The organism is Cytophagales bacterium, assembly GCA_033344775.1.
GTDB lineage: Bacteria > Bacteroidota > Bacteroidia > Cytophagales > Cyclobacteriaceae > JAWPMT01.
This window is the reverse complement of sequence record JAWPMT010000004.1, coordinates 1,217,428-1,235,524: the sequence shown is the minus strand read 5'-3', so window position 1 is coordinate 1,235,524 and position 18,097 is coordinate 1,217,428. Positions and strand designations below refer to the sequence as shown.

The window sequence follows — 18,097 nt, the reverse complement described above, 5'->3', positions numbered from 1 at the left end:
TTGATTAATATTTCACCTTTGATCCATAAAGGCCTCAGCTGTTACAGGAGTCAGAAAAAAAATGTTAATTCACTTATGGAAGCCGCCCAATATAGATTCATCGTATCTCAGAAGAAAGGCAATGTCAAAGCAGTGGCCTTATTCATGGTTGTTTTTACGATCGTGATGTTGGTAATGGTAGATTATTTGGGTAAAAGAGATTTGGGTGAGTCGGCAGAACTGACTGTGATCTCCATCGTGGTGTTCGGTCAGTAATTGGTCTTGCTACCAGCATTACTTGGTATCAGCAGGGGAGAAGCGTCCATAAGTTTAACAAAGGACCACCTGGTCATTAAGCTGGACAAGCCCAAAATGTTGTTGAGTTTTACGGAACTTCAGGTGCCCTTTGGTACGATCAAATCCTATGATCTGGCAGTTGAAGGCAATTCCGGCCTGGTGATCAGATTAGAAGAGGGGAAACAGAGCTTCAATCTGCATGAGATCAAAGGTCAGGAGACGTTCGCAGCAGACGTTGATCAAATTCTTCAGACAATTGAATGCTACAATGCTAATAGGGATGAGGTCCATCAGATACCCTATAGGAGTGTCTATGCTTCTGGTGGAATGCGATTGGTCGCTGGTATTTATCTACTCGTCGTTCTCATTTTTGGAGTTGTGCTATTCACCCAGCCCCAAGCCGAGCTCACCTATCAAGCAATCTTCTACCTAGCGATTGGGATTCCGTTTCTTTGGCTGGTAGTGAGGGGGGTGAGGAAGAAATAGTCACTTTTCAAGTCACATTTTTTCTAGAAACGGTTTTAAGGGAACTGTCATTATTGACTGTCTTTACAGTGAAAACCTGCAGAACTAACTTATGAAACAATTGTGCTCACCGAACAGGTACGTTCCTAAATGCGTATTCCTCTCCATCATTCTCGGTCTTATTATTCTAAACTCTTGTAAAGAAGAAGAGCTTCCTGCTGATAGGCGTCATGTTTATGAAGAAGGTTCCTTTTGTGAAAGAACTTTCGAGGATACACAACTTGTAGAGGAGGAGTTAAACCAGTTAATTTATCCATTAGAAGGGTCCAGCCCTGGTTTATCTATGGATGCTTTGGTAGCTATAGGGGAGGCTGTCGGCGATACTCCTTTAGTTGGTTTGGGTGAAGCAACCCATGGCACCAAAGAGCATTTCGAAATGAAGGATCGACTTTTTCGTTACCTGGTAGAAAACCATGGTTTCCGGGCGATGGGTTTTGAGGCTACCTGGGGTGGTGCTTTGTACGTCAATGACTATGTGGTGAATGGAAATGGAACTGCAAAAGATGCCATCGGCAGGATGCAATTCTGGACCTGGTACACAGAAGAAGTTCAAGCGCTTGTGGAGTGGATGCGCGACTATAATTTGGACAAATCAGATGACGAGAAGGTATATTTTTATGGTTTCGACATGCAATCTGGTGTAGAAGAACCCGAATGGATTGAACGATATCTACTTCAAAATCAACCGGCGCTGGTACAGCAAATCCTGCCTAATATTAGGGAGGTGCTAGATATCATTGCCGCACGTAATTATCAGAGCTTAACCAATGCCCAGCGTAACAATTACCGTTCTGGAATTAGGGCTGCACAGACGATTTTTGAGGCGAATTCAGCGTCATTGATTGCCAGTTCATCTCAGTCGGAGTATGATTTAATGTTAAAAGCTTTCGATGTTTTATTACAGTTTGAGGATTATTCACGACCTGAGCCAGATCGGATCAGAGATGATTACATGGCTGAGAATAGTGAATGGATTCGTGAATACCTTGGGGAGGATACAAAAGTAGCCTTGTGGGCTCACAATGGACATGTGACCAAGGATGAATCTTACCCGACACAAGGACAGTTTCTGGAGGCTTCGGTCGGTGAGGCTTATAAGAATATCGGTTTTAGCTTCAATACAGGAAAGTTTCAGGCATTGGATGGCGATTGGCGTTTGAATACAGAAAATGAAGTCACTGAAATTCGATGTAATACCGTAAATGAAGTATTTGAAGCATTGACCGATGCAAATTTCTACCTGGTCATGGCTGACTTAACTTCAACCATCCATGCGAAGGAATATTTCAGTGAAGATCGAGATGTGCTAAGTATTGGCGCCTTGTATGATGAGGCCAACCCCAATTCTTATTATCGTCGATATAATCTGGCAGAAGCCTATGATGTAATTGTCCATTTTGAAGTTTCAACCTCAGCTGTACCGCTAAGATGAAAAAGCTCAACATACTATCGATTATTTGCGTCTTCATTTTATTCGGTTGTTCTGAAGACCTTAGTGATTATTCAGAGCCGGAGGGCCTTTATGTAGGGTATTCCTTTGAATCAAGACCAGACGAATTTTACATTTATCGAGGAGCCAATTACGACGTGGAATGGACACAGGAAGATTCATTTGATGGGACAGGTTCACTGAAAATAGCAAGCGATAATGAGGAGGGTCAAATTTTTGCCTACTGGACCTTACGACTTTACGACCTCCCCGTAGACAAGACAATTAAGATACGCGTACGGGTCAAAACCAAAGATCTCAATGGAGATGGCTGGACCATTTCAATGGGGACCCGATCTCAGGACGAATCGATCGTTGAGTTTACAGGATTAGGAGATAAGGGAGCCACCGATGGTTGGGAAGAATACGGCCTTAGCTTGATTAATCCTATCCCCGAAGGTATCGACTACATGGATTTTTACCTACTGCTATTAGAGGAGACTAGCGGTACAGTCTATTTTGATAAAATGGAGGTCATTGCTGAATAGGGGCTGGCATTTAGCTTGTTTAGATAAATCCTTAATAAGTAGCTTTTAGCCCAGGATGTAGTTCAAACCAAATTGAATGACTAAGGTCATCAGGTGTTTCTACAATGGTGCCGTAGGGATGTTATTGTTTGCTAGCTCCATTTCATCTGCCATGTATGATATAAGCGTTGAAGCTTTGTCTACTACTTTTGAAACCTTGCCAGTCTTGTCTATGACTAGGTGTATCGGATAAATCGAGAACCCAAGTTTTCGCTCAATTAGGTCTTCTTGATCTGGAATAACCTGATAGTTAAAGTCTCTTTTGCTTATAAACTTCTCCAGTTCGGTAGCTGAGTCCGTTGCGAGACTCAGGAATAAGATATCATCTCTTTCCTTATAATTTTCAACGAACTCATTTAATTCAGGGAATTCCAGAATGCAGGCTTTACACCTGATGAACCATGTTTTTACGACCAAGAATTTCCCTTTTGTAGATGCAGTGGTATAGGTATTCCCGTTCAAGTCCGTGAACTCAAATTCAGGAAACGCCATACCTTCCATTTCAAAGTATTTGAGACTTGTACGAGCCACATTTTTAATGGTAGATTTAATACTATCATCGGCCTTGTTTCCTAGCTTAAATAATTGGTATGTTTGAATTTCCTCATTAGATCCTACTCTCAGAGGGATGTAATTTTCGGTGACCAGTTTTATCAGAAAAAGTTGTTTTGAAATGGTATCCAAATCCTCGTTTATTCCAATGAAATTGGAAGACAGCTTAATATTCGTTGTATGATATGTCCACCATTTACGAAAATCAGATTGAATTTCCTCCGTATTGACTTTTGGATCCTGCATGCCAACTTCTTCAGACTTTGGCACTTGCTTATTGCTTTCTTGTTCGTTGCAGGCAAAGAGTATAAGTGAAAGGATGAATAATGGCAGGATGGTGGAAGTTTTCATTTGTTGTATTGGTCGATTACGTCTTACTAAACTTTGTTGGTTATAGTCTGATGTAACAAAACACTTCGCTATGGAGATTCCTTTATTATTGAAAGTAATATTAATAACAGCGAACTCGACCATGATCTGTAAAAACAACTTTAGTCTGTATTCCTAACTTTACCTTATGCGCATCGCCCCCTACACCACCTACGGTACCGGTAACTCCGTACTGTTCACTTTCCATGGCTATGGGATGGATGGTCGACAGTTTCAGGTGCTGAGAGAATCGCTTTGTGTGGACTATCAGATTGTTGGATTCCATCTGCCTTATCATCAAAAGGGGGCTGACGATCATGAAGGCTGGTTGAAATCAGTGATTGAGACCGTCAAACAGGTTGTAGCAGAACAGGGTGCAGATCATTTCTCGATTGCCGGTTATTCCATTGGAGTTAAAGTTGTATTGGCTTTACTTCCTTATTTTGATAGACAGGTTAAGGATGTATTTCTGTTTGCACCATATGGATTGGTTCGGCATTGGGGAATAGCCTTTCTGGAAAGTGGCTTTGGAAGAGGGTTGTTTCGTTTGATTGCTGGGTCGATGTTGCCAATCAGGATCATCAATGGGGTTCGTGGTTTAGGAATCATTAGTTATGCAGATCATGATATTCTCATAAGAGAACTAGCCACAATGGAGAAACGTCAAAACCTGCGCAAGACTTTTCTATTAATGAGTGAACTGAATTTGGACCAACATAGGGTCCTCAAATCTTTAAGTAGCATAAGAGGAAGGGTCCAGTTGGTCTTCGGGAAACAGGATAACATTTTTCCTTTATCAGGATTGAAAGGAACCAATGAATTGGATAACCTGGATATTTTGGAAGTGGACGAGGGGCACTGGTTGATGACGGAGAAGTTGGATGCTAGATTAGTAGCTTTTAGAGAAAAGATTTTGATGAATGAGTATTATTCTTCAATCAAACCCTAAGTCCCCTAAATGAGACTTTGCTACTCTCCTCTTTAGGGTTAAGGGGTATATTTGAAGGGACTTCAAAATCTTTTTTTAGTAATAGAATTAGAAAATCCGAGATTCTTCATTGCAAGTACTAGTGCTTTGCTAAATAGGCTTGGACGTACATAACCGATGATCATACCTACCTCCACAGAATGGACCAAACGCCTCTATCATTTCATAGAGTCCCGATGGGTATTGCCGCGTAAGTTCCGGAAAGTCCATGTTCATGGAGTAGAGTTGAAGCCTGATCATTCTGTTCTTTTATTGCAAAACCACATGTCATGGTGGGATGGTTTTTTGGGGAGTCACCTGTGCTATGAACATTTTCATAAAAGCTTTCATGTCATGGTTCAGGAGGAACAGCTCAGGAAATTTCCCTTTTTTCGGTACAAAGGCGCTTTTTCGGTGAAGAAAAACTCAAGAGAAGCATTTGACTCACTGGCCTATGCCGCTGAATTGCTGAATGAATCAAGAAACCTGGTGTTGATCTTTCCACAAGGGAGGTTGCAGAGTATGCACGTGCCGGACATAGCTTTTGAACAAGGTGTGTTCAGGTTACTCCAGCAAATTCAAGGTCCCTGTCAGGTTATTTATTGTTCGTCAGTCATTGAGTATTTGGAGAGTTTTAAACCTTCAATTCATTTGCATCTCATGGATTGTGGTGTGGCCAGTGAATTAGATATGGAGAAGCTTCCCGAACAAGTGTCTGCTTTTCATCGAGAGGCATTACAGAAACAGGTGAGAAAGTAATTTGCATTTTACTTATGTTGCCGGATTGCTGCATCAAACGTGATCATAATTGAATTACAATGACGGCAACATAATTTCTCGTCTTTGCAAGTAAGACAAGTCTTATGCGGCAATCTTTGACGAGAACTAAGCTTCTGTACTCCTAATATCTTTCACAAAGACTTCAATGACATTCCCTAACTTGTAGTTAAACAAATCCAAAACTCATGCAAAGACGATCATTCCTTACCGCCCTGCCGTTGATCTCCTCGCCGATGTTGCTGGAGGCTGCAGGTCAGCCTCTTGAGCCAATCCAGTCAGATTCGCCCTATTTTATCGGTCCAAAGCCTGGGTACACGCCACACATTGGTGTGCTAGTGGGCAAAATGAATTACATCCGCAATACGGTATTGTATTTGGTGGAGGGAATGTCTACCAGGGATCTGGATTATTTGCATGACGAAAATTCCAATACCATCGGCGCGATGTTGTTGCACCTTGCTGTAACGGAAAAATATTATCAGGAAGAAAGCCTTTCTGGTAAATTTTCAGGTTTTAAGGATGACCTTGGGGAAGCGGCTAGTGATTTGGGTGACAGAGGAAGATCTATGATCAAAGGAAATCCACTGAACTTTTATTTGGATGCTTTGGCTGAGGTAAGGGAAACTTCATTAGTGGGTTTGAAGGAGAAGGATGATGAATGGCTCATGGAAATAATCGATGAAGAAAATCAGGTCAATACCTATTTTGCCTGGTTTCACGTATGTGAACATGAAGCGAATCATCGCGGATTAATTGCCTATTTGAAAAAACGGATTTCATGAAGGAACAAAAGACAGCTGAAGCAGACGAAGTGATCGATAGATCAGGTCACAAATGGTGGCTAAAAACCGGGATGACCTGGGGGGTATTGATGTGGGTTGCCATGTCTATTCTTTTGCCGATGCGGACAAGCATCAACTTTTCGGTACACTTCGTCTTGATCAACCTGCTAATATGCCTCGTATGTGGATTGATTTTTGGTTTTGGTATGAAGTTGATCAAAACATATTTGAAACCACCAGGTAATAAGGAAACTCGAGTAATTCCAGAAGATTAAGTACCGCATCTGAATTATTAAAATTCCGGGCTTTTTTACCACTTTGTATAATGTCATGAACTTTCTGACGTTATTCTGCCTGTATTCGCCTTTAGGTCCTTCAGAACCCTAATTCCTACTTTTTTTGCGTTTGAGGTAGGGCTTTTTACTGGAACAACTGTAAGTCAAAAGGAAGGATGCTATTCAAGATTTCTGATTACCACAAAACCTACCTCTACCTTGAGAACGCTACTTATTGTTCTGTTTTTATTACCCACTTTTTGCTTTGCGCAGAAATTCACCATCAGCGGATATGTCCGGGATGCAGAAACCGGTGAAAACCTTATCGGTGCGACTGTTTATGATTTAAAATCCAAGAGTGGCACCGTGACCAATATCTATGGATTTTTTAGCCTGACTTTACCTTCAGACAGTGTGGCCTTACGAACTTCTTTTGTAGGCTATCAAGTCCAGGAAAGTGCCTTTTACTTGAGTAAAGATCAAGTAATGGATTTTTCCCTTGAATCTGGCGAATTACTGGATGAAGTTGTAGTCACAGCTGAAGAAGCCATTGAATTACTTCCACAAATGAGCACGGTAACCGTTCCGATGGAGCAATTGAAACAGGTGCCGGTATTACTGGGAGAAACCGACATTTTGAAAACCATTCAATTACTGCCCGGAATTCAAGGGGGGAATGAAGGTGCTAGTGGTGTCTATGTACGTGGCGGCGGGCCGGACCAAAACCTGATTCTTATTGATGGTGTGCCGGTTTATAATGCCAATCATTTGTTTGGCTTTTTCTCGGTTTTTAATGCAGATGCCATTAACAATGTTTCAGTCGTGAAGGGAGGATTTCCTGCTCGATATGGTGGGCGATTATCTTCGGTGATTGATATTTCGATGAAAGAAGGGAACAACCAAAAAATTTCAGGCAAAGGATCTGTTGGGTTGATTTCCTCCAAGTTCACTTTAGAAGGTCCGATTAAGAATGAGAATACTTCTTTCATTCTGTCCGCAAGAAGAACCTACATTGATATATTGACCCGACCTATCATAAAAGCTTCCTCCGATGGTGATGTGATCGCTGGTTATTTTTTCGAGGATTTCAACGCCAAGATCAACCACCGGTTTTCGAGAAAGGACCGCTTGTATTTGAGTTTCTATGGAGGAAAGGACAAGTTTTACTTTAGAGATCGGTACGCCAGTATCACCAGTAACGATGAGGTGCTGGAAGAATCAGAGGACGAGGGTGGATTGAAATGGGGGAACCTGATCAGTGCCATAAGGTGGAATCATCTTTATTCGCCCAAGCTATTCAGCAACGTTACCGCAACATTCAGCCGATATCGTTTCGATGTTTTTTCCAATTTCAAACAAACTGCGGTAGGAGAACCTACAGAGGAAGAGCGCATTCGCTATTTATCTGGCATTGAGGACATGGCGATAAAGGTAGATTTTGATTACTTGCCGACAACTAATCACAATATCAAATTTGGCGCATCCGTAATCAATCATGCCTTTCGACCAGGTGTATTTTCTTACAAGTCTGAAGTAGAAGCAGATACCACTTTTGGAGCACGGACCATCAAAGCCAATGAATTATCTGCCTACATCGAGGATGATTTTCAGATAGGGGATAAACTACGCTTCAATGCCGGACTGCATGGGTCAATGTTTTTTGTTCGCGGAGAATCTTTTCTTTCTCTGCAACCCAGAATATCAGCCCGATACCTGCTGGGGCAGGACATCTCGTTGAAGGCTTCATATGCTGAAATGAGACAATTCATTCATTTGCTAAGCAATAGTGGTGTGGGATTACCTACGGATCTTTGGGTGCCGGCCACAGATCTGGTAAAGCCACAGGAATCCAGGCAGGTTGCCGTGGGAGTAGCCAAATCTATTCAGGGGTTTGAGATAAGTCTGGAGTCCTATTACAAGGAAATGGACAATCTGATTGAATACCTTGATGGCGCCTCCTTCTTCAATACGGATGATGATTGGGAAGATAAAGTAGCCGCCGGCTCGGGAACCAGTTACGGTACGGAGTTTTTGATACAGAAGAAAACAGGCAGACTCACCGGTTGGATAGGGTATACCTGGTCCAAGACCACTCGACAATTTGATGACCTCAACTTTGGGAAAGAGTATCCTTATAAATATGACCGACGCCATGACCTGAGTGTCGTTTCTGTTTATCAACTCAATGACCGAATCTCCATATCAGGTACCTGGGTTTACGGAACAGGCAATGCCATTTCTTTACCAGAATCTACATTTCAAAATTTCGATCCGACCTTTAATAGCTTTTTTTCTCAGGGACTTGATTATTATGGATCAAGAAACAACTACCGGATGCGGGATTACCACCGGTTGGATGTTGGAATTTCCATGTCCAAGCAGAAAAGAAGAGGGGTTCGTACCTGGTCTTTTGGTGCTTACAACCTTTACAGCCGAAGAAATCCATTTTATATCGACACACGATCGACAGGGGACGGACAGCAATTCGTACAGACCAGCCTGTTTCCAATTATCCCTTACTTGACTTATAGCTTCGAATTCTGATGAAAAAATTAATCTACATCTTAATATTGATCACTAGCGCCTGTGAATTGGTGATAGACGTTGATCAGCCTCCTTTTCAGCCTTCAATTGTAGTTGGCAGTTTCATTGGTACGGACACCACCATCACGGTCAATTTGAGCGAAGATCGAGATGTGCTTGAAAGGCCCAATGAGTTTAACCCCATTACAGGAGCTACGGTACGATTATTTCAAGGAAACCAGTTATTGGGCATGCTTGAGGAAGTTGAAATTCCGGAACCAATGGATGTTAATTCAAATGAATTAAGAGGGCGTTATGGCCTGGATTTTCGTCCGACAGCTGGCGTAGAATATAGACTCGAAGTAGAAAAAGAAGGATTTGCCTCCGTGCATGCTACGGATCGATTACCGGCTATTGCGCCTGAATTTGAGGTGGTGGATATGGAGCTGGATGATCTTTATGATTCTGAAATTGATCTTAGAATATTGGATCAACCTGGAAGAGATTATTATGAGGTGCGGGTATATCTATCAATTTCTCAAGTGGCTTCGGCTACTTTCGACGGAAATACTGAAGAATGGACTATTAATCGTATCGCCAGGTACACCCGTCCGATTGATATCTATACTGAAAATATTGCGGTAGAGGAGCACAATGTTTCTATATTCAGTGATCGATTATTTGATGGTCGTTCTTACGAACTGAGCTTAGAAACGTATATCTATATTCATGAACAAGATGAGCCCAAAATCGATCGCAATCCTGTCTTGACTGTTGAAGTGAGAAGAGTTTCGGAAGCGTATTACAATTATGTCAATTCAGCTGCATTGCAATGGTGGGTGGATGGAGACCCTTTCTCAGAGCCGGTTCAGGCATTCTCAAATGTGGAGAATGGAAGAGGAATTTTCGGTTCATATGTTTCCACCAGGCAGGATTTTCCACTGGATGTGGATTAGGAATCATGAGTGTGCTCCATGTTTTACAGGCCTTATTCAGGCAGTAGTATTCAAATAATTGCAAAAAAGAGCCTGATTTTATGAGATTTCTTAAAAAATCATCGTTTTCGGATTGTGCGATGTTAATTCTCTTGCACGTTATGAAAACCTGATTCACATTTGCGCCGTTAGTGAAACACTAAGTGGAAACAATCTTCACGATATCACCCGCATCTTTTTCTTCTCTCAGGAGACCATTCTTCCCGAGGCGGTAGCCTTGTATATTGCCTAAGACTGTCTACGTGACAAGTCGCCTCTCCACACCCTTATATTCTTTTTTCAACATTTTATCATCCAGGATCATGGATCAATTTGTGGTTTCACCCGCTACGGAGGACCATATCAAATACAGTGACGAGATCGTCCAGGTAATCGCTGACAGTGCCAAAAAACGAGGTACGGGTATTGCGAAGCGTACGCCCGAGTACATTACCCAAAAGATCACTGAAGGAAAGGCAGTCATTGCTTTGTCTAAAAGTGGCGTATTGGCAGGCTTTTGTTACATCGAGTCATGGGGTCATAATCGCTATGTCGCCAACTCGGGGCTGGTGGTTGCAGAACAATTTCGCAATGCAGGACTGGCCCACCGCATCAAAGAACGAGCATTCAAACTATCACGGACCAAATTTCCGGATGCCAAGCTATTTGGATTAACGACTAGTCTGGCGGTCATGAAGATCAATTCTGATCTGGGCTATCGTCCGGTCACTTTTTCCGAATTGACGGATGATGAGAAATTCTGGAAAGGCTGCCAAAGCTGTGTGAATTTCGAAATTCTTCAGAGCAAAGAGTATAAGAATTGCCTGTGTACAGGCATGCTGTTTGATCCTGAGGAGAAAAAGAAAAAGCGGGACAAAAAGCGTCAGCAAATTAAAGAGAAATTAACCCAATGGGTAAAACCCAACCTAAAGAAACAAACCAAATGAAGAAAGTCATTTTAGCGTTCAGTGGTGGCCTGGATACCACATATTGTGCAATCTGGCTCCGTCAGCAGGGATATGAAGTCTGGACTGCTTCCGTCAACACCGGAGGATTCGATGAACAAGAAGTGAGCCGACTCGCTGAACGAGCCAAGGAGTTAGGCATTGAAAACCATGTGATGTTGGATGTGCAGGAGGAGTATTATCAGGACTGTATCCGCTACCTCATCGCCGGGAATGTGTTGAAGAACAATACTTATCCATTATCAGTCTCTGCGGAGCGCGTCTTCCAGGCTACGGCCATTGCGAAGTACGCCAAGGAAACCAATGCCGATGCGATTGCACATGGAAGTACGGGTGCTGGGAATGATCAGGTACGTTTCGATATGGTCTTCAACACCATTTATCCTGAAGCGGAGATCATTACTCCAATCCGAGACCACAAGTTGTCACGAGAAGAAGAGATTGAGTTCCTAAAAACCGAAGGAGTATCTGGAAATTGGGAGAAAGCCCTTTACTCCATTAATGAAGGCTTGTGGGGGACATCCGTAGGAGGGAAAGAAACCCTGACTTCTGATCAGTATTTGCCTGAAGATGCTTTCCCAACCCAATTGAAAGATCAGGATCCAATAGAAGTTACCATTAGCTTCGAAAAGGGCCAGCCAGTTGCTTTGAACGGAAAAAAATACGCTCCAGTAGATTGCATCAAAGCGCTGAATGAAATGGCAGCCCCTTATGCGATAGGTCGGGACATCCATGTAGGGGATACGATCATAGGCATTAAAGGGCGAGTCGGTTTTGAGGCAGCGGCTCCGGTGATTTTAGTCAAAGCCCACCACTTGCTGGAGAAGCATACGCTGACCAAGCATCAGCTTTTGATGAAAGATCAATGGTCCATTTCCTACGGGAATTTCTTGCACGAAGGTTTGTTTTTGGAACCTGTATTGCGCGACATTGAAGCGTATCTGGATAGTTCGCAACAGAAAGTGAGTGGAGAAGTGACTCTTGAATTGCTACCTTATCACTTCATACTGAAAGGAATAAACTCTCCCAACGACCTGATGCAATCCGAACACGGGAAATACGGAGAAATGAACAATGGCTGGTCCGGTCAGGACGTCCGGGGGTTTTCAAAGATATTCGGTAATCAGGCGATGATCTACCACAAACTGCACGGAAGCCATGAGTAAGATCAAAGTAGGAATTTATGGTGCAGCCGGGTACACGGCTGGAGAGTTGATCCGATTGCTGGTGCATCATCCGGAAGTGGAGTTGGTTTTTGCGCAAAGTGAAAGCCAGGCTGGGAAACAAATTGTAGCGCTACACAAGGACCTGATCGGTGATATCGATTTGACCTTTTCTAAAGAGTTGCGACTAGATCGTATTGATGTACTGTTTTTATGCAAAGGTCACGGGGAGTCTACCGATTTTGTGAAGGAAAATACGGATGCTCTGACGGGTGTCAAGCTGGTAGACCTGAGCCATGATTTTCGAGCACGTGGCAACGATGAAAATTTCATTTACGGCTTGCCGGAAATCAACAAGGCAGGTATTGAAAAAGCCAGTCGAGTGGCCAATCCAGGATGTTTTGCCACGGCCATTCAATTGGGACTCATTCCTGCGGCCCATCACCAACTCATCGACTCTACGATCAATGTATCCGGAATTACGGGAAGTACCGGAGCGGGCCAAAAATTGACAGAAACGTCCCACTTTTCATGGCGAAATGGTAACATGAGCGTCTATAAAGCTTTCAAACACCAACACCTTGCCGAGATCGGAGAAAGCTTGGTGCAAATGGATGGTGGTTTTGATGAAGCGATCCATTTCATCCCCTATCGGGGGAATTTCACCCGAGGCATCATCATTACTTCATACTTTTCATGTGATGCGGATGAGCAGGTGATCAAAGCCTATTACAAGGAATTCTATGCGGATCATCCATTCGTGCATGTGGTGGAAACCAATCCTGATGTCAAGCAGGTGGTCAATACGAATAAGGCCCTGATCTATCTGGAGAAGCATGATGATCAATTAATGGTTATTTCTGTCCTTGATAACTTGTTGAAAGGTGCCTCGGGGCAAGCTCTACAAAATATGAATCTCATGTTTGGTCTGGAAGAAAAGACAGGACTGAACCTAAAATCCATTGCTTTTTAATCATGGAAAAACTAACCATCATCGGGGCAGGGAATCTCGGTATCGCGATCGCTAAAGGCGTTGTGAATGCAGGCCTACTTGAAGCAAGTAATGTTGTGCTAACCCGTAGAAATCTACAGCATCTGGATGCGTTGAAACAAGAGGGGTTTCAGGTGTCAGACAATAATCTAACAGCCATAGAAAGGGCAACCTTTGTGGTCCTATGTGTACAACCCAAACAATTGGAAAGCGTACTGGAAGAGATCAATCCAGCGCTTGTTGATCAAGTATTGGTTTCTGTGATCACGGGAGTTTCAGTGGAACTTATCGCCGCGAAGGTGGATTCCGGAACAGCCATCGTTCGGGCGATGCCCAATACGGCGGTAGCCATTGGCGAGTCCATGACTTGTATTTGTAGCTCCAACGAAGTTTCGAAAGCAGTTGAACAGCAAGTGGTACAAATATTCGAATCTTTAGGCGAAGTACTCGTCATTGAAGAGCGATTGATGAAAGCCGCTACGGTATTGGGGGCCAGTGGGATAGCCTTTTTTATGAGATACCTGCGAGCCGCCACGCAAGGAGGAATAGAGATGGGCTTCCATCCCGAAGAAGCTCAGCAAATTGCAGTACAAACTGCCAAAGGGGCTGCTAGCCTCATCATCTCTCAGGGCAATCATCCCGAAGTAGAGATCGATCGGGTGACTACCCCTCAGGGTTGTACCATTGCTGGCCTCAATGAAATGGAACATCAGGGTTTCAGTTCCGCCCTCATCAAAGGCCTCTTGACCTCTTTTGAAAAGATCAACAGCATTAGTTCATGAAAAAACGTGTCAGATTGAGCTTGTCGAAATCGGCGAGTTTTTTAGAAGAATATTTGATCAATCAGAAATTGAATCATGAATCCAATTGACGTTTATCCGGTCTACGATATCACTCCTCATAAAGCAGAAGGAGCTTATGTTTGGGATGATCAGGGCACGAAATACCTGGATTTCTACGGAGGGCATGCTGTAATTTCTATCGGTCACACCCATCCCCACTATGTCCAGCGGATCAATGATCAGTTGGGGAGACTCGGTTTTTACTCGAACTCCATCAGGATGCCTATTCAGCAAGAGCTTGCTACAAAACTTGGTGAGCTTTCGGGATATGCTGATTATGACGTGTTTTTCTGTAATTCCGGAGCGGAGGCCACAGAAAATGCGATCAAGGCTGCGGGATTTAGTCAGCCTGAAAAGTCGAAGATCATCGTATTTGAGAAAGGATTTCATGGGCGTACCTCCATGGCCGTGAGCTGCACGGACAACAAGAAAGTACAGACCCAGTTCGATAATCATCAGGACATTATTAGACTACCATTGAATGACCTTGAATCTCTTAAGGCAAATTTCAATGATCAGATCTGCGCAGTGATGGTCGAAGGTATGCTCGGGATTGGAGGAATTCATGTGCCATCGAAGGAATTTTTAGCAGCCATCCGAAGCCTATGTGATGAACACGGGGCTGTCATGATCCTGGATGAGATCCAGTCCGGATACGGTCGTAGCGGGGTATTTTTTGCACATCAATTGCAGGATGTGAAAGCGGATGTCGTCACCATGGCTAAAGGAATGGGCAATGGTTTCCCGATAGGCGGTGTGTTGGTCAGTCCTGAAATGACCCGTTGGAAAGGGATGCTAGGTAGTACGTTCGGAGGAAATCACCTGGCTTGCGCTGCTGGTTTGGCTGTGTTGGAAGTAATGGAAAAAGAAAATTTACTGACGAATGCACAGGAAAAAGGAGCGTACCTGAAACAGGAATTGTCCAAGATTGAGCAGGTGAAAGAAATTCGAGGAGCAGGGCTGATGCTGGGGCTGGTCATGGATCAGCCGGTTGCTGACATCCGCAAGTCCCTTGTTTTTGACCATCAGGTCTTTACAGGTTCGTCTTCCGAGCCTAATGTATTGCGATTATTACCCCCGTTAAGTATTGATGATCACGATTGTGATCAGTTTTTAGAAGCTTTTCGAAAAGTACTGGCTTCATAATTTGTTAACTCAATGAGAAATTTTCTATCTGTCAACGATGCACCGAATGTGCCCGAATTAGTAGCGAAAGCTGCTCAAATGAAAGCCAACCCCTTTGGATTTGAAGCATTAGGAAGGCGGAAAACATTGGGATTACTTTTCTTCAATCCCAGTTTGCGGACTCGCATCAGTACAGTTAAGGCAGCTCAGAACCTGGGTATGGAGACCATCGTGATGAATGTTACACAGGATTCCTGGCAGCTGGAAACGGAAGACGGAGCGGTGATGGATGGAGGAAAAGCGGAACACGTCAAGGAAGCTGCCGCGGTGATTGGAAGTTATTGTGATGTTCTGGCGGTACGGTCCTTTCCGGGGTTAGTAGATCGAGAGGAAGACTATCAGGAAAAGATCCTGCAGGCATTTGTGCAATATTCGGGTAAGCCGGTCATCAACATGGAGTCTGCTACGTTGCACCCACTCCAGTCATTGACGGATCTGTTGACCATCGAAGAATTCAAAAAAGTGGAAAGAGCCAAAATAGTCTTGAGTTGGGCGCCTCATGTGAAGCCGCTACCACAGGCGGTTTCCAATTCGTTTGCTCAATGGGTAAACCACACCAATCATGAGTTGGTCATTGCTGCACCTGAAGGAATGGAGTTGTCAACTGAATATGCTGGGAAAGCGGAAGTGCTAAATGATCAGGCTGTGGCATTGGATGGTGCTCATTTTGTCTATGCCAAGAACTGGAGCAGCTACCAGCATTATGGGCAAATAGCGGATCATCCGGATTGGATCATTGATCAAACAAAAATGAACCTGACGCAGGAGGCATTTTTCATGCATTGTTTGCCTGTACGTCGAAATGTGGTCGTGAGTGATGAGGTCATGGACAGTGATCAGGCCATCCATATTCAACAAGCTTCAAATCGTACCTGGGCGGCGCAGGCCGTTCTCCATTCCATACTTGAAAAACTATGAGTACCGAACCAATATACATCGTAAAAACCGGAGGAGCGATCCTTGAAGATAGTTACAAGTCACAACAGTTACTAAATGCTTTTTCGGAGGTGGAAGGACCCAAGATCCTGGTGCACGGCGGAGGTCGCAGAGCTTCCTCTTTGGCAGAAAAACTGGGTGTAAAAGCACCGTTGATCGAAGGGCGTAGAATCACGGATGATGACATGCTTGAGGTGGCGGTGATGGTCTATGGAGGACTCATGAATAAGCAACTTGTCGCTGAATTGCAGGCAAGAGGTGTAAATGCCCTCGGACTTACTGGTGCAGACGGTAACTTGATCAAGGCGCATAAAAGAGCGGTCAAGGCGGGTATTGATTATGGATGGGCAGGTGATGTGGATCAGGTGAATACCGAATTCCTGAGTTTGCTTTTTGAGCGTGGATTTGCACCCGTTCTAGCTGCTATTACACATGATAAGATGGGGCAATTATTGAATACCAATGCGGATACCATTGCCACCCAGGTGGGCTTAGCCCTGGCTAAATCTCATGAGGTTCATCTCATTTTCCTTTTTGAGCAGCCGGGTGTAATGGAAAGTCTGGAGAATCCTGATTCATTGATCACAAGTATCAATGCTCGATCTTATCGCAAGTTGAAAGAAGCTAAAAAGATCCATAGTGGAATGATCCCGAAATTAGACAATGCATTTGCTGCGCTGGACAAGGGAGTGAAAAGCGTCAGAATAGGACAGTATGATCGCCTGGGCGATATCATCAATAATCAACAAAACTTTACCCTTATTTCCTCATGAAACAATTGTATGACGATTCGTTGGCCCTATTGAAGCAACTGATAGCCACGCCAAGCATGAGTAAGGAAGAGGATGAAACGGCTCAAATTCTGGCCGAATTTCTTAAAGGGCATGGAGTGGAATTTCATCGTTCTGGGAATAATATCTGGGCTCAAAATAAAGAATATCAGGAAGGAAAATTGACCATTTTGCTCAATTCCCATCACGATACGGTAAAACCCAATAAAGGCTATACCAAGAATCCATTTACACCTGTCATAGAAGAAGGTAAGCTTTATGGATTGGGAAGCAATGATGCCGGAGGATGTCTAGTCAGCTTGATCGCTACTTTCCTTCATTTTTATGAGCAGGAGATTCCTTTTAACCTGGTGCTTGCCGCTACAGCGGAAGAAGAGAATTCCGGTCGGGGAGGAGTTGAGTCCATTTTGTCGGAATTGGGGCAATTGGATTACGGGATCATCGGGGAACCTACTGAAATGAACATGGCCGTTGCTGAAAAAGGCCTGATGGTCCTGGATTGTAAAGCCCAGGGTGTAGCCGGACATGCAGCACGAGACATTGGGAAAAATGCCATTTATGAGGCTTTAAAAGACATTGAATGGTTCCGAACCTATCAATATCCGGTGACTTCCGAATATTTGGGGCCCATCAAAATGTCGGTCACACAGATCCAATCCGGGTACCAACACAATGTGATTCCTGATAGTTGCGAATTTGTGGTGGATGTGAGAACTACTGATGCTTATACCAATGAGGAGGTTTTATCCACGGTACAGGAGCATGTGTCCTGCGAAGTAAAGGCCAGGTCTACGCGATTACGCCCTTCACAGATGCCTGAAGGAAGTCCAATTCGAAATGCTGGGGAGGTGTTGGGAATTAAGGTTTTTGGTTCACCTACCACATCGGATCAGGCGGTGATCCCTATTCCTACCATCAAAATGGGACCAGGACGATCAGAGCGTTCCCATACTCCGGACGAATTTATTTACCTGCAGGAAATTGAGAACGGAATCGTTGGGTATATTCGATTGTTGGAAGAATTGAAGAGTAATGTGTAAAGTGCAGCCTAGAACGAAATCAATCAGAATGTTATTTTGGGGTAAATGCCGCCATCAACTTAACGTCATTCCGGGCGATAGTCCCGGAATCTCAATCAATAGAAGTATAAATAATTTTGAGATTCCTGTCTGCGCAGGAATGACG

The 18,097-nt window shown here is 43.7% G+C and carries 19 protein-coding genes; 18 read left to right on the top strand and 1 reads right to left on the bottom strand.

What is annotated here, in order from left to right; all coding sequences use genetic code 11:
* Nucleotides 1-75: 75 nt before the first annotated feature.
* The 4 genes from R8G66_13985 to R8G66_13970 all read left to right on the top strand — a co-directional run bounded on the left by R8G66_13985 (nucleotide 76) and on the right by R8G66_13970 (nucleotide 2,778).
* Nucleotides 76-255, top strand: coding sequence for a hypothetical protein (locus R8G66_13985; protein ID MDW3193479.1), 180 nt, complete (start codon nucleotides 76-78; stop codon nucleotides 253-255).
* 6 nt (nucleotides 256-261) lie between these two features.
* Nucleotides 262-762 carry a hypothetical protein gene (locus tag R8G66_13980; protein MDW3193478.1) on the top strand — a complete coding sequence of 167 codons (501 nt, stop codon included), beginning with the start codon at nucleotides 262-264 and terminating at the stop codon, nucleotides 760-762.
* A 91-nt stretch (nucleotides 763-853) separates the two neighbouring features.
* On the top strand, nucleotides 854-2,233 hold the full coding sequence (locus R8G66_13975; GenBank protein MDW3193477.1) for an erythromycin esterase family protein: 1,380 nt from the start codon (nucleotides 854-856) through the stop codon (nucleotides 2,231-2,233).
* Nucleotides 2,230-2,778: a hypothetical protein gene (locus R8G66_13970; GenBank protein MDW3193476.1), complete on the top strand. Its 549-nt coding sequence runs from the start codon at nucleotides 2,230-2,232 to the stop codon at nucleotides 2,776-2,778. Before R8G66_13975 ends, R8G66_13970 begins: the two co-directional genes overlap by 4 nt.
* Nucleotides 2,779-2,877: 99 nt before the next feature.
* On the opposite strand, the gene R8G66_13965 is transcribed toward R8G66_13970, so the two are convergent.
* Nucleotides 2,878-3,720 carry a TlpA disulfide reductase family protein gene (locus R8G66_13965; protein ID MDW3193475.1) on the bottom strand — a complete coding sequence of 281 codons (843 nt, stop codon included), beginning with the start codon at nucleotides 3,718-3,720 and terminating at the stop codon, nucleotides 2,878-2,880.
* Between the two features lie 166 nt (nucleotides 3,721-3,886).
* On the opposite strand from R8G66_13965, the gene R8G66_13960 reads away from it, so the two are divergent.
* The 14 genes from R8G66_13960 to R8G66_13895 all read left to right on the top strand — a co-directional run bounded on the left by R8G66_13960 (nucleotide 3,887) and on the right by R8G66_13895 (nucleotide 17,952).
* Nucleotides 3,887-4,687: a hypothetical protein gene (locus R8G66_13960; protein MDW3193474.1), complete on the top strand. Its 801-nt coding sequence runs from the start codon at nucleotides 3,887-3,889 to the stop codon at nucleotides 4,685-4,687.
* A gap of 156 nt (nucleotides 4,688-4,843) precedes the next feature.
* Nucleotides 4,844-5,464 carry a lysophospholipid acyltransferase family protein gene (locus R8G66_13955; protein ID MDW3193473.1) on the top strand — a complete coding sequence of 207 codons (621 nt, stop codon included), beginning with the start codon at nucleotides 4,844-4,846 and terminating at the stop codon, nucleotides 5,462-5,464.
* A 206-nt stretch (nucleotides 5,465-5,670) separates the two neighbouring features.
* On the top strand, nucleotides 5,671-6,267 hold the full coding sequence (locus tag R8G66_13950) for a DinB family protein (protein ID MDW3193472.1): 597 nt from the start codon (nucleotides 5,671-5,673) through the stop codon (nucleotides 6,265-6,267).
* Nucleotides 6,264-6,542: a hypothetical protein gene (locus R8G66_13945; protein MDW3193471.1), complete on the top strand. Its 279-nt coding sequence runs from the start codon at nucleotides 6,264-6,266 to the stop codon at nucleotides 6,540-6,542. The genes R8G66_13950 and R8G66_13945 overlap by 4 nt, the downstream gene beginning before the upstream one ends.
* Before the next feature lie 219 nt (nucleotides 6,543-6,761).
* Entirely contained in the window at nucleotides 6,762-9,086 is a 2,325-nt protein-coding gene (locus R8G66_13940) for a TonB-dependent receptor (GenBank protein ID MDW3193470.1), read from the top strand.
* On the top strand, nucleotides 9,086-10,021 hold the full coding sequence (locus R8G66_13935; GenBank protein ID MDW3193469.1) for a DUF4249 domain-containing protein: 936 nt from the start codon (nucleotides 9,086-9,088) through the stop codon (nucleotides 10,019-10,021). Before R8G66_13940 ends, R8G66_13935 begins: the two co-directional genes overlap by 1 nt.
* Nucleotides 10,022-10,362: 341 nt before the next feature.
* Nucleotides 10,363-10,986: a GNAT family N-acetyltransferase gene (locus R8G66_13930; protein MDW3193468.1), complete on the top strand. Its 624-nt coding sequence runs from the start codon at nucleotides 10,363-10,365 to the stop codon at nucleotides 10,984-10,986.
* A complete protein-coding gene (argG, locus tag R8G66_13925) occupies nucleotides 10,983-12,170 on the top strand; it encodes an argininosuccinate synthase (protein ID MDW3193467.1) in 1,188 nt (395 codons plus the stop codon). Before R8G66_13930 ends, argG begins: the two co-directional genes overlap by 4 nt.
* Nucleotides 12,163-13,140 (top strand): N-acetyl-gamma-glutamyl-phosphate reductase, encoded by a 978-nt coding sequence (gene argC / locus R8G66_13920; protein MDW3193466.1) that lies wholly within the window; start codon nucleotides 12,163-12,165, stop codon nucleotides 13,138-13,140. Before argG ends, argC begins: the two co-directional genes overlap by 8 nt.
* Nucleotides 13,141-13,142: 2 nt before the next feature.
* The gene (proC, locus tag R8G66_13915; GenBank protein MDW3193465.1) at nucleotides 13,143-13,940 is read left to right on the top strand and encodes a pyrroline-5-carboxylate reductase; all 798 of its coding nucleotides are present in this window, start codon (nucleotides 13,143-13,145) and stop codon (nucleotides 13,938-13,940) included.
* Nucleotides 13,941-14,015: 75 nt separating this feature from the next.
* Nucleotides 14,016-15,146 (top strand): aminotransferase class III-fold pyridoxal phosphate-dependent enzyme, encoded by a 1,131-nt coding sequence (locus tag R8G66_13910; protein MDW3193464.1) that lies wholly within the window; start codon nucleotides 14,016-14,018, stop codon nucleotides 15,144-15,146.
* A 12-nt stretch (nucleotides 15,147-15,158) separates the two neighbouring features.
* A complete protein-coding gene (locus R8G66_13905; protein ID MDW3193463.1) occupies nucleotides 15,159-16,103 on the top strand; it encodes an N-acetylornithine carbamoyltransferase in 945 nt (314 codons plus the stop codon).
* Nucleotides 16,100-16,894 (top strand): acetylglutamate kinase, encoded by a 795-nt coding sequence (gene argB / locus R8G66_13900; GenBank protein ID MDW3193462.1) that lies wholly within the window; start codon nucleotides 16,100-16,102, stop codon nucleotides 16,892-16,894. Before R8G66_13905 ends, argB begins: the two co-directional genes overlap by 4 nt.
* Nucleotides 16,891-17,952, top strand: a complete 1,062-nt coding sequence (locus tag R8G66_13895) for a M20 family metallo-hydrolase (GenBank protein ID MDW3193461.1) — start codon at nucleotides 16,891-16,893, stop codon at nucleotides 17,950-17,952. The genes argB and R8G66_13895 overlap by 4 nt, the downstream gene beginning before the upstream one ends.
* The last annotated feature ends 145 nt before the right edge of the window (nucleotides 17,953-18,097 follow it).

Excerpts from the sequence above, each read along its gene's own strand:
- R8G66_13985 (MDW3193479.1), top strand. The coding sequence starts at position 76 with ATGGAAGCCGCCCAATATAGATTCATCGTATCTCAGAAGAAAGGCAAT.
- R8G66_13970 (MDW3193476.1), top strand. The coding sequence starts at position 2,230 with ATGAAAAAGCTCAACATACTATCGATTATTTGCGTCTTCATTTTATTC.
- R8G66_13905 (MDW3193463.1), top strand. The coding sequence starts at position 15,159 with ATGAGAAATTTTCTATCTGTCAACGATGCACCGAATGTGCCCGAATTA.
- R8G66_13935 (MDW3193469.1), top strand. The coding sequence starts at position 9,086 with ATGAAAAAATTAATCTACATCTTAATATTGATCACTAGCGCCTGTGAA.
- argC (MDW3193466.1), top strand. The coding sequence starts at position 12,163 with ATGAGTAAGATCAAAGTAGGAATTTATGGTGCAGCCGGGTACACGGCT.
- R8G66_13895 (MDW3193461.1), top strand. The coding sequence starts at position 16,891 with ATGAAACAATTGTATGACGATTCGTTGGCCCTATTGAAGCAACTGATA.
- argB (MDW3193462.1), top strand. The coding sequence starts at position 16,100 with ATGAGTACCGAACCAATATACATCGTAAAAACCGGAGGAGCGATCCTT.
- R8G66_13910 (MDW3193464.1), top strand. The coding sequence starts at position 14,016 with ATGAATCCAATTGACGTTTATCCGGTCTACGATATCACTCCTCATAAA.
- R8G66_13955 (MDW3193473.1), top strand. The coding sequence starts at position 4,844 with ATGATCATACCTACCTCCACAGAATGGACCAAACGCCTCTATCATTTC.
- R8G66_13950 (MDW3193472.1), top strand. The coding sequence starts at position 5,671 with ATGCAAAGACGATCATTCCTTACCGCCCTGCCGTTGATCTCCTCGCCG.
- R8G66_13930 (MDW3193468.1), top strand. The coding sequence starts at position 10,363 with ATGGATCAATTTGTGGTTTCACCCGCTACGGAGGACCATATCAAATAC.
- R8G66_13945 (MDW3193471.1), top strand. The coding sequence starts at position 6,264 with ATGAAGGAACAAAAGACAGCTGAAGCAGACGAAGTGATCGATAGATCA.
- proC (MDW3193465.1), top strand. The coding sequence starts at position 13,143 with ATGGAAAAACTAACCATCATCGGGGCAGGGAATCTCGGTATCGCGATC.
- R8G66_13960 (MDW3193474.1), top strand. The coding sequence starts at position 3,887 with ATGCGCATCGCCCCCTACACCACCTACGGTACCGGTAACTCCGTACTG.
- R8G66_13965 (MDW3193475.1), bottom strand. The coding sequence starts at position 3,720 with ATGAAAACTTCCACCATCCTGCCATTATTCATCCTTTCACTTATACTC.
- R8G66_13975 (MDW3193477.1), top strand. The coding sequence starts at position 854 with ATGAAACAATTGTGCTCACCGAACAGGTACGTTCCTAAATGCGTATTC.
- argG (MDW3193467.1), top strand. The coding sequence starts at position 10,983 with ATGAAGAAAGTCATTTTAGCGTTCAGTGGTGGCCTGGATACCACATAT.